Annotated in this window: 3 protein-coding genes; 1 reads left to right on the forward strand and 2 read right to left on the reverse strand. The window is 75.2% G+C overall.

The window, feature by feature from the left end:
- On the forward strand, positions 1–900 hold a 900-nt coding region (locus ADY01_RS29115; protein ID WP_049579445.1), incomplete at its 5' end, for a hypothetical protein.
- A gap of 81 nt (positions 901–981) precedes the next feature.
- Here ADY01_RS29115 and ADY01_RS29120 read toward each other — a convergent pair.
- Entirely contained in the window at positions 982–2238 is a 1257-nt protein-coding gene (locus tag ADY01_RS29120) for a cytochrome P450 family protein (protein WP_159001488.1), read from the reverse strand.
- Between the two features lie 85 nt (positions 2239–2323).
- Positions 2324–8098, reverse strand: a complete 5775-nt coding sequence (locus tag ADY01_RS29125; RefSeq protein WP_078900711.1) for a non-ribosomal peptide synthetase — start codon at positions 8096–8098, stop codon at positions 2324–2326.
- Positions 8099–8138 lie beyond the last annotated feature (40 nt).

Raw genomic sequence — 8138 nt, forward strand, 5'->3', positions numbered from 1 at the left:
CGGCTGGTCCAGGGCGCGTCGCTGGCCGGGGTTCTCGCCCTGGCGACGCTGGCCGCGTCGCCGGGCGCGGAGCGCGCGCGGGCCCGGCGGCTGGCCCGCGGGCCTCGGGCTGCCGGCGTCGCCCAGGTCCAGGGCGGCAGCCATCTGATGTTCGACGCGCTCGCCGTCGGCCTGCGCGCCGCGGCGGGTGCCGTCCCCGGTTCCCCTTGCCCCGACCCCGCCGTCGCGGCGACGCGCGCCCTGGCCCTTGGCTCGGCGGCGCTCACCCTGTCCGCGCTGCGCCATGAGGCCGCGGCGGACGCGGCGAGGGCGCGTGGAACGAAGGCGGCGGGGCGGGCGGCGGATGCCGCGGGGGCGCGCGCCGCCTCCGGCGCGCAGCGGCCCGCCGGGCGCCCGGCCCTGCGGGCGTGCGGGTATGCCGCGTTCGCGCTGTCGATGCCGTACCCCGTGGTGAAGCTGGCGTGGGAGTGCGGCAGCGACGTGGGGATCACCCGGCCCGAGGTGATCCACGCGATCCCGGGAGGCTGGCTCCCGGTGGTGCCCGCGCTGGCGGGCTCGGCGCTGTCGCTGGCGCTGGTGCGTCCCTGGGGGCGGGTGGTGCCGCGGTGGGTGCCGGGGATCGGCGGCGCCGGAGTGCCGCGGTGGCTGGTGCTGGGGCCCGCGGGCCTCGGGGTGGCCGTCCTCGCCCAGGTCGCGCCCGCCGCGTTCACCGCGGGCATCCGTTACCACCGCGACCCCACCAAGCCGCCGATCGAGGAGATCGGCCTGCGTTCCTGGGTCCCGCTGACCTTCTACACCTGCTGGCTGCTGTGGGGCGGCGCGCTGGCCGGTGCCGCGTGGGAGTACCACCGCGCGACCGCCCCCGCTCTCGCCGGCCCCGCCCCCGGCGCCTCGCGCTGACGGCGCGCCACGGCCGCGCTCCGGAAGACCAGAAGGCCAGGAGCGCGGCCGTGGCGTGGGTATCGCCCGGTTCACCCGGGCTCAGTCCACCAGGACAGGCAGCTTCAGCAGCGTGCGCGCGATCGGGTTGGGGATGTACGGCAGCTCGCCCTCCTCCGCGAGCCGCAGCCGCGGGAAGCGGTCGAGCAGCCGCCCGATGGCGATCTCCCCCTCCATGGCGGCCAGCGGCGCCCCGATGCAGCGGTGGATTCCGTAGCCGAAGGCGAGGTGGCCCGACGCCTTGCGGGAGACGTCGAGGGTGTCGGGGTCGGGGTAGCGCTCCGGGTCGCGGTTGGCGGCGCCGAGCGACAGGAGCACCGGTTGCCCCTTGCGGACCCGCACCCCGGCCACGACGGCGGGCGCGCCGCAGATCCGGACGTTGGTCAGGAAGAGCGAGGGGTCGAAGCGCAGGAACTCCTCGATCGCGTGGGGCATCAGCGTCGGGTCCTTCTCCACCAGCGCCCGCTGCTCGGGGTCGCGCAGCAGCGCGTACACCCCGTTCCCGAGGAGGCCGACGCTGGTCTCGAAGCCGGCCAGCAGCACGATGAACGCCGTGGACAGCAGCTCCATCTCGCTGAGCCGCCCCTCCTCGGCGTCCCGGGCGTGCACCATCCGGCCGAGCAGGTCCTCGGTCGGCTCGGCCCGCCGCTCCTCGACGAGCTCCTTGATGACGTCGATGATCCGGTAGGCGATCTCCTCGCGGCCCTCGTGCGTGGTGCCGCCGGTGAAGTCGCGGGCGTTCTGCGCCCAGTCGTGGAAGACCTGGCGGCGCCCCACCGGCACGCCGAGCAGCTCGCAGATGAGGATGAGCGGCAACTGCCAGGCGAACTCCTCCATCAGGTCGACGGGTTCGCCGCCGGCGCCCTTCGCCGCGATCGTGTCGAGGAGTTCGTCGGTGGCCTCGGTGATCCTGGGCCGCAGCCGCTCGGTCTGCCGGGCGGTGAAGGCCGAGCTGAGCAGCTTGCGCAGCCGCGTGTGCTTGGGCGGGTCGGAGACCACCGGGTGCTCGTTGTAGATCCGCCAGATGCCGCCCTCCTCGTCGCTGACCGGGTCATCCTCCGGGTCCGGCTTCTGGCGCAGCACCGGGTCGAGGTGCGCCGCGCGGATGTCCTCGTAGCGGACCGGGACCAGCCAACGGCTGCCGTCGGGCAGTTCGGCCCACCACACAGGTGCCCGCTCCCTCAGCCGGGCGAAGAAGCCGTACTGGTCCTTCACCAGCTCGGGGTCCATCAGCTGGAAGGCCGGGATTCCGTCGTCCTGCTGCCCGTCCCCGGTCGAGGGTGGTGCCGCTGCCTTCATCTGGGTGTTCCTCATCCGTGAGTAGGTGGTTGTCGTCGTTGCGGGCCGGGGCGGCAGCCGCCGCGGCGGCCCCCGCGCGTGGTGGTCAGTGAGCGTCGCGCAGGGAGCGCGAGATCGCCGGCGCGATCTCGGCCCAGGCCGCCGCCTTGGTGAGGTCGTTGTGGGTGCAGGCGACATCGATGCGGGTCACCCGTCCGTCGACGTACGGCTCCCACAGCTCCGGGGTGTACGCGGAGCCGGACTTGCCGACGGTGGCGAAGAAGACCAGCACCTCGCCGCGGAACCGGTCCAGGGTGAAGTCGGAGGTGATGCGGGCGATGTTGGTGCCGACCCGGGCCAGCGCCTCGATGTGCCGCTCCTCGAGACCGGCGATGGCGCTGTCCCCGCTGTCGAGCAGCGCGCGCGCCCGAGCGTGGTCCAGCGGCTCGTCGCCCTGCTCGGACAGGTCGTGGCCGAGGTAGGCCAGCAACTGCCGCAGCACGTCCTCCGGCCGCTCCTCGACAGCCTCGTGCTCGTTGACGACCGGGTAGGCGTCCAGGACGGCCAGGGTGGCGACCCGTTCGCCCGCCGCCTGGAGCCGGGTGGCGATCATGTGGCCGAGGACGCCGCCGAGGGACCAGCCGACCAGATGGTAGGGGCCGTGCGGCTGAAGGGCCCGGATCTGCTCCAGGTAGTCCTCGGCCATGGCCTCGACCGACTCGGGCAGCGCCTCGCCGTTCCCGGACAGGCCGCGCGCCTGGAGGGCGTGGACCGGGTGCCGGGGGTCGATGTGCCGCAGCAGGCCCGCGTAGGTCCAGCTGAGGCCGCCGGCCGCGGGCAGGCAGAAGAGCGGTTCCGCGTCGCCGGTGCCGCGCAGGGTGAGCAGCACGTCCAGCGGGTCGCCGTCCTCATGCCCGCTCGCCATCCGCTCGGTCAGGCCCTCGACGGTCGGGCCCTCGAAGAGCGCGGCGATGCTCAGCCGGGCGCCGAAGGTGAGGTTGACCCGGCTGACCAGACCCGCGGCGGTCAGCGAATCGCCGCCCAGGTCGAAGAAGTTGTCGTCGATCCCGACCCGGCGTACCTGGAGCGCCTCGGCGAACAGCCCGCACAGCACCTCCTCGCGGGGCGTGCGCGGCGCGGCGGACGCGGCAACGCCCGCGGCGTCGGGCTCGCGCAGCGCGAGCAGGTCCAGCTTGCCGCTCGCGGTGACCGGCAGCGCGTCCAGCGCGACGATCGCCGCGGGCACCATGTAGTCCGGCACCTGGCCGCCCAGGTGCTTGCGCAGCACCATCGGGTCGGGCTCGGCGCCCTCGCGCGGCACCACGTACCCGACCAGCCGCCGGGCACCGCCCTGCCGCGGCTCGCGCAGCACGACCGCGGCCTGGGCGACGTCCGGGTGACCGAGCAGCACCGACTCGATCTCGCCGGGCTCGATCCGGAAGCCGCGCAGCTTCAGCTGGGCGTCGGCGCGGCCGACGAAGACCAGCTGGCCGTCGTGTGTCCAGCTGACCAGGTCGCCGGTGCGGTACATCCGCTCGCCCGGCGGGCCGAACGGGTTCGCGAGGAACCGCTCGGCGGTCAACGCGGCCCGGCCCAGGTAGCCGCGGGCCAGCCCCGGACCCGCGACGTAGAGCTCGCCCGCCACGCCGGGCGGCGTCGGGCGCAGCCGCGCGTCCAGCACATAGGCCGAGGCGTTGGCGATCGGCCGGCCGATGGGGACCGGCGCGCCGCCGGTGAGCGGGTCGCTCATGGTCGCGCACACCGTCACCTCGGTGGGCCCGTAGGCGTTGATCATCCGCAGCCGGGGTGCCCACCGCTCGACCAGATGGGGCGGGCACGCCTCGCCCGCCACCACCAGCGTGTGCAGGCCGGGCAGCCCGTCGGGGGTGACCGCCGCGAGGACGGTCGGCGGGATCGTGGCGTGGGTGACGCCGTGGCGGCGGACGGTGCCGGTGAGCGCCGCGCCCGGCATGAGCTCGGCGTTCGGCGCGAGGACCAGCGCGGCGCCTGCCACCAGGGCGGTGACGGTCTCCGAGACAGCCGCGTCGAAGCTGAGCGAGGCGAACTGGAGCAGCCTGCTGTCCTCGTCGATCGCGAAGCGGTCGATCTGCGCGTGCGCCAGGTTGCCGATGCCGCGGTGGGTGACGGCGACGCCCTTGGGCCGTCCGGTGGTGCCCGAGGTGTAGATGACATACGCGGTGTCGTCGGAGGAGAGCGGGCCCCGCGCCACCGGCACGGTCGCGGGCTGCGCCGCCCACCGCTCACGCACCCCCGGGTCGTCCAGGACGAGCACGGGGACGCCGGAGCGGGCCTCGTCCACCAGGTGCCGCGTGGCGGAGGCCGCCACGACCAGCGAGGGGCGGGCGTCGTCCAGGACGTAGGCGCACCGCTCGGCCGGGTAGCGCGAGTCCACCGGGAGGTAGGCGGCGTTCGCGCGGGCCACGGCCAGCACGGCCACGGCCGTGTCGATGCCCCGTTCGAGCACCAGGCCGACCAGGGACCCCTGGGTCGCGCCCTGGTCGGCGAGCAGCCGGGCCAACTGGTTGGCGCGTTCGTCCAGTTCGCGGTAGGCGATCCGCCGGTCGCCCTCGATCAGGGCGACCCGGTCGGGGTGGCGGCGGGCCCGGTCGGCGACCAGCGCGTCCCAGCGGCCCGCGGGAACGGGGCGGGCGGTGGCGTTGAACCGGCGCAGCACGTCCTCGCGGCGCTCGGCGCCGAGCAGGTCGATCGCGCCGACGGGCTGCTCCGGGTCCGCGACCAGGGCGCGCAGCCAGCGCACCAGCTGGTCCAGGAGCCCGGTCACGGCGCGGTCGTCGAAGACGTCGGGCCGGTGGTCGACGCGCAGCCGCAGCGACGGGCCGCGCATGGAGGCGCAGAGCGCCAGCGGGTAGTGCGTGGCGTCGTTGGTGCCGTCCTCGCCGACCTCCACGTCGCCCGGCTCCTCGGCGAGGCCGCCCGGCGGGGCCGGGTAGTTCTCGAACACCGTTGCGGTGTCGAAGAGTTCGCCGAGCCCGGTGAGCCGCTGGACGTCGGAGAGCCGCACGTAGGAGAGGTCCATCAGGGCGGACTGCTGCCGCTGCACCCGGTCGAGGAGGGCGCCCACCGGCTCGCTCTGGTCCAGCAGGACCCGGACCGGGAGCGTGTTGATGAAGAGGCCGACCATCGCCTCCACGCCCGGTACGTCGGCCGGACGCCCCGAGACGGTGGCACCGAACACCACGTCGTCGCGGCCGGTGAGCCTGCCGAGCAGCGTCGCCCACGCGCCCTGCACCACGGTGTTCAGGGTCAGGCCGCGACCGCGGGCCAGGTCGGCAAGCGCGGTGCTCAGCTCCTCACCGACCTCCAGCACCCGGCGGACGGGCGCGGCGGTCTCCCGCAGCCCCGCCGGGGCGAGCAGCAGGGGCTCCTGAAGCCCCTCGAGTGCCTCCCGCCAGGCGGTGGCGGCCTCCTCGGTGTCCCGCCCGGCCAGCCACGCCAGGTACTCGCGGTAGGGGGCGGGCGCGGGCAGGCCGTGGTCGTCGCCGCGGGTGCCGTACAGCGTGGCGAGCTCGCCGAGCAGTACCGGCATCGACCAGCCGTCCACCAGGATGTGGTGGTTGGTGAACAGGAAGCGGTACGCGGCCTCGGCGACTCGGATCAGGGTGCAGCGGATCAGCGGCGCACGGCCCGGGGCGAACCGCCGCTCCCGGTCCTCCTCCGTGATCCGCGCCACCTCGGCGTCGAGCTCGGCGCCGTCGAGGTGCCGCAGGTCGTGCTGCTGCCAGGGCACCTCGGGGTCGTCCACGACGACCTGCACCGGGCGGTCCAGATCGTCCTGACGGAAGGCCACCCTGAGGTTCGGGTACCGGCGCAGCAGGGTGCGGGTGGCGGCGCGCAGCGCGTCCGCGTCCACGTGCCCGCCCAGCGACCAGGTGAACTGGACGGTGTACGGGTCGGGTCCTTCCTCCGCGTAGCGGGCGTGGAAGAGCAGCCCCTCCTGGAGCGGGGAGAGCGGCAGAACGTCCGTCAGCGCGGGCAGGTCGGCCTCAAGGCGTTCCACCTGGCGCTGGGTCAGCTCGACCAGGGGCAGGTCGGACGGGGTGCGCCCGCCCGCGCCCGGACGGGTGAGCCGGTCGGTGAGCGCCTGGAGGGCGGCCACCCACGCCTCGCACAGCTCCCGGATCTCCGCCTCGGCGAAGAGCCCGTCGGGCCAGGCCCAGGTGCAGCTCAGTTCCGAGCCGCCGGTGAGGTCCTCGGCCCGTGCGTTGATCTCCAGGGCGTGTGCGAACGGCCGCGCGCCGTCGACCCCGCCGTCGTACCGCCCGGAGGCGTACGCCGGGCGGTCGGCGGCGGTGGGCCGCTGCCCCGGCGCGCCCGCGAACCGGCCCAGGTAGTTGAACGCCACCTGGGGCCGGGCGCCGTCGGCGAGCCTCGCCCCGGACTCGGGATCCAGGTAGCGCAGCAGGCCGTAGCCCAGGCCGTGGCCGGGGATCCGCCGCAGCTGCTCCTTCACCGACTTCACGGCCCGCTCGGCGGCGGGACCGCCGGCCAGCGCCTGGGCGGGGTCGAGCCCGGCCAGGTCGAGGCGGACCGGGTACATCGCGGTCAGCCAGCCCACGGTCCGGGTCAGGTCCACGCCGTCGAGGACGTGGTGCCGCCCGTGGCTCTCCACGGCGAGCAGCAGATCCGTTCGCCGGGGACCGTTCCGCCGGAGGCCGTCGCCGTTCTGCCGCCGCTCGCGCCAGGTGGCAACGGCGAGGGCGAGCGCGGTGAGCAGGATGTCGTCCACGCCGCCGTGCACGGCCCTGGGCACCTCGGTGAGCAGCGCCGTGCTCAGCGCGGCGGGCAGCCGCACCTCGGTGAAGCCGGTGGTGGCGAGGGTGTCGGTGGCGGGGTCGAGGGGCCGGTGGGCGAGCGGCGGCTCGGGCTCGGCCGTCACCGCCTCCCAGAAGCGGGTCTCCGCGCGGCGTTCGGCCGCGAGGGCGTGGAGCCGGGTGGCCCAGCCGCGCAGTGAGGTGCCCACCGGGGCCAGGGCCACGGGCGTGCCCTGGGCGACGGCCTCGAACGCCTCGGTCAGGTCGGGCAGCAGCACCCGCCAGGACACGCCGTCCACCGCCAGGTGGTGGATCAGGAGCAGCAGATGGCCGGGATCCCCGCCGCCCGGGTCGAACCACACGGCCTGGACCAGGACCCCGTCGTCGGGCGCGAGCCGGGCGGTGGCCGCGCGGCGGTGCTCGGCGAGGGCGCGCTCCCGCGCCTCGTCGGGCAGGCCCGCCACGTCGACCCGCCGCAGCAGGTCCGCCCCGCGGACGGGCGCCTCGGCCGGGATGTGCAGCCGCCACCGGTCGCGGGTGCGGTCCAGCCGCAGGCGCAGGGCCGAGTGCCGGTCCAGGAGCGCCTGGAGGGCCTGCCCGAGCAGGCGCTCGGTGGCCCCGGGCGGGGCGGGGACGACCCGGGACTGGTGGAAGGCGTCGATCGGGCCGCCGAGTTCGCGCAGCCAGTGCACGATCGGGAGCAGCGGAACGTCGCCGGTCTCCGGTTCGTCGTCGGGGCGGTCCTCGGCGCCGTCCAGCGGGGCCGCCACGAGGGCGAGCTCGGCGACGGTCTTGTGCTGGAACACGTCGCGGGTGTTGAGCAGCAGTCCGACGCGACGGGCCCGGCTGACGAGTTGGATGGAGATGATGCTGTCGCCGCCGAGGTCGAAGAAGTCGTCATCCACCCCGACCGACGGCAACGCCAGCACCTCGGCCATCACCCCACACAACAACGCCTCACGCTCATCCCGCGGCGCCCGCCCCGAGGACACCCTCGAGAAGTCCGGCACCGGCAACGCCCGCCGATCCAACTTCCCGTTCACCGTCACCGGCAACACATCCAGCGGCACAAACGCCACCGGCACCATATAGTCCGGCAACCGCTCCTCCACCCACCCCCGCAACGCC

The sequence above is a fragment of the Streptomyces sp. SBT349 genome, assembly GCF_001083795.1.
Taxonomy (GTDB): Bacteria; Actinomycetota; Actinomycetes; order Streptomycetales; family Streptomycetaceae; genus Streptomyces.

Bases quoted from the DNA above. Each gene is read 5' to 3' on its own strand.
- ADY01_RS29120 (WP_159001488.1), bottom strand. From the start codon at position 2,238: ATGAAGGCAGCGGCACCACCCTCGACCGGGGACGGGCAGCAGGACGAC.
- ADY01_RS29125 (WP_078900711.1), bottom strand. From the start codon at position 8,098: ATGGTGCCGGTGGCGTTTGTGCCGCTGGATGTGTTGCCGGTGACGGTG.